Source organism: Paracoccus sphaerophysae, assembly GCF_000763805.1.
Taxonomy (GTDB): domain Bacteria; phylum Pseudomonadota; class Alphaproteobacteria; order Rhodobacterales; family Rhodobacteraceae; genus Paracoccus; species Paracoccus sphaerophysae.
On record NZ_JRKS01000123.1, the window covers coordinates 1 to 2,422 of the forward strand.

Here is a 2,422-nt window from a genome sequence, read left to right on the forward strand (position 1 = left end):
GTGTAGCAGTTGGGGTCGCGGCGGGCGGCGTGGCGGATGCTTCGGTGGCAGGACCGGCGGCGGGGGCTGCGGCAGGGTCTGGAGACTGAGCGGCTGGTTCCGCGGGCGCCGCACCGGCGGCCTGAGCGGTGCCAGCCGGGGCGGCCGCGGCAGGCTCCGCGGCTGCGGCCTCGGCGGCGGGTTCAGCGCCAGCGGACCCAGCGACGGCTCCAACGGACGCCGCCTCCCCTCCCGCCGCCGGCTGGGCGACGTTCACCTCGTCGCCGGTGGCGAAGAACGCGCCGGCGCGGGTGATGACAGTCTCGCCCTCGGCCAGCCCGCCCCGCACCTCGCGCCGTCCCTGCCACAGGATGCCGCCCTGGATGGGCCGGGTCTCGACCACGCCGTCGCGGACCACCTGCACCCGCTCGCCATCGTCGTCCGACAGCACGGCCGAGGCGGGCACGGTCAAGGCCTCGCGGCGCAGCGTGATGACGTCGCCGCTGGCGAACAGCCCGGTCAGCAGCCGGTCGTCATCGGGCAGCTGCACCCGGATCAGCCCCAGGCGGGTGGTCGGATCGACCGCCGCCGGCAGCTGCCGGACCGTGCCCTCGATCGGGCCAACGCCGGCGACGTTCAGCCGGACCTCCTGCCCGGGCTGCAGTTCCTGCAGCGCGCCCTCGATCACCTCGCCCTCGAACTCGATGCTGCCATCGGCGATCAGGGTGAACATCGGCTCACCCGCCGCGCTTGCGATGCCGCCCAGCTGCGCGGAACGCTGCGTCACCAGGCCGTCGACGGGGGACAGGATGCGCGTCCAGTCCAGATTGGCCTGCGCCAGGTCGCGCGCCGCCCGGGCCTGCGCCAGCGTCGCCTCGGCCACCGCCAGCCCGTCCCGGGCCGAGGCCGCCGCCGCATCCGCCGCGGCCTGCGCCGCGACCGCCTGGTCCAGCGCCGCCTGGGTGCCCGATCCCGACCGGCGCAGCGCCCGGGCGCGATCCGCCGCCGCCCGCGCCTGCTTCTGCGCCGCGTCCGCGCTGGAGATCTGGCTTTGCGCCTGCCTGACCGCGGCCGCGGCCCGCTGCAATTCCGCCTCGGCCTGCGCCAGCTGGGTGCGAAGCGTGGTGTCCGACAGCCGGGCGAGCTCCTGCCCCTTGGTCACCCGGTCGCCCGGTTCGGCGTTCAGCGCCACGATCGCGAAGCCCGAGACCTGCGGATAGACCTGCACGCTTTGCCGCGCGACCAGCGTGCCCGACAGCGGCACCCGCGCCTCGACCTGCGCCATGCCGGCCGGCGCGACCGTCACGGTCGACGCGGTCACCGCCGCGGCGGCCGGTTCTGCGGCATCGTCCGCAGCGAGGACCGCGGCGGGAACGGCCAGCCAAGCCGCAGCGAGGATCGGTAGCAACCGCATGGGGCAGATTTCCACATGTTCCGGCTGGTCACATAGGCGAATCCGGCCCCCGCAACAATGCTCCAGCGGCTGATCGCCGCTCAGATCCGCACGGATACGCCCGGCAGCCGCAATTCGGTCAGCAGGTCGCGCAGCTCCTGCCGGGCCGCGATGTTTGACATCGACAGCGACTGCGTGCCGATGTCGCGCAGGTCCAGCAGCGTCAGCCCGCGCGGGAACAGCTCGCGAAAGATCACCCGCTCGGCAAAGCCCGGCGCCACCCGGAACCCGATCCGCCGCGACAGCCGCTCCAGCGCCGCGCCGACCTTGCGCTTGTTGTGCATCTCGGTCGTGCCCAGGCGGTTCCTCAGCACGATCCAGTCGATCGGCCCCGCCCCGGCCTGCCCGCGCAGCTGGCGCGCGTTCCAGACCATCTCGGCATAGATCGAGGGGCCCAGCACCTCGCCCTCGGGCGACATCCGGGCCAGCAGGTCAAAGTCGATGAAGCTGTCGTTCAGCGGCGTGACCAGCGTGTCGGCCAGCGCATGGGCCATCTGCGACAGCCGGGTGTGCGATCCGGGGCAGTCGATGACGATGAAGCCGTGATCGGCGTCCAGCGCCGCCACCGCGGCCGACAGCGGATCGCCCTCGCCCGCGCGTGGCAGTTCGCCCAGCGTGGGCGTCGGCAGGTCCACCCCCTCGCGGGCCAGGTACGCCATGCGGTTTTCCAGGTAGCGGCCAAAGCTGCGCTGGCGCACGTCCAGGTCCAGCGCCCCCACCCGGTGCCCCATCCGCGCCAGCGCCGTCGCCACGTGCATCGAGGTCGTGGATTTCCCCGAACCGCCCTTTTCGTTGCCGATGACGATGATATGCGCCACGATTCGCTCCTGTCCGCTGCGGCGCACGCTAGCGGCCCGCGCCGGGGGAGTCATGGCGGCGGCCGGATTCACCTGTGGACAACGCGCGGCGTTGACGGCGCGGGTTCCCGTACACATATTCAATTAAATCTATTTGAACGGAGGCCCCCATGCCCGCCCGCCCCATTGTCGC

2 protein-coding genes are annotated in these 2,422 nt (G+C 73.0%); both read right to left on the reverse strand.

The window, feature by feature from the left end; all coding sequences use genetic code 11:
* On the reverse strand, window positions 1–1,393 hold a 1,393-nt coding region (locus tag IC63_RS16635), incomplete at its 3' end, for an efflux RND transporter periplasmic adaptor subunit (RefSeq protein WP_232222661.1).
* Between the two features lie 80 nt (window positions 1,394–1,473).
* Window positions 1,474–2,250, reverse strand: coding sequence for a division plane positioning ATPase MipZ (locus tag IC63_RS16640; RefSeq protein ID WP_036722709.1), 777 nt, complete (start codon window positions 2,248–2,250; stop codon window positions 1,474–1,476).
* Between the last annotated feature and the right edge of the window lie 172 nt (window positions 2,251–2,422).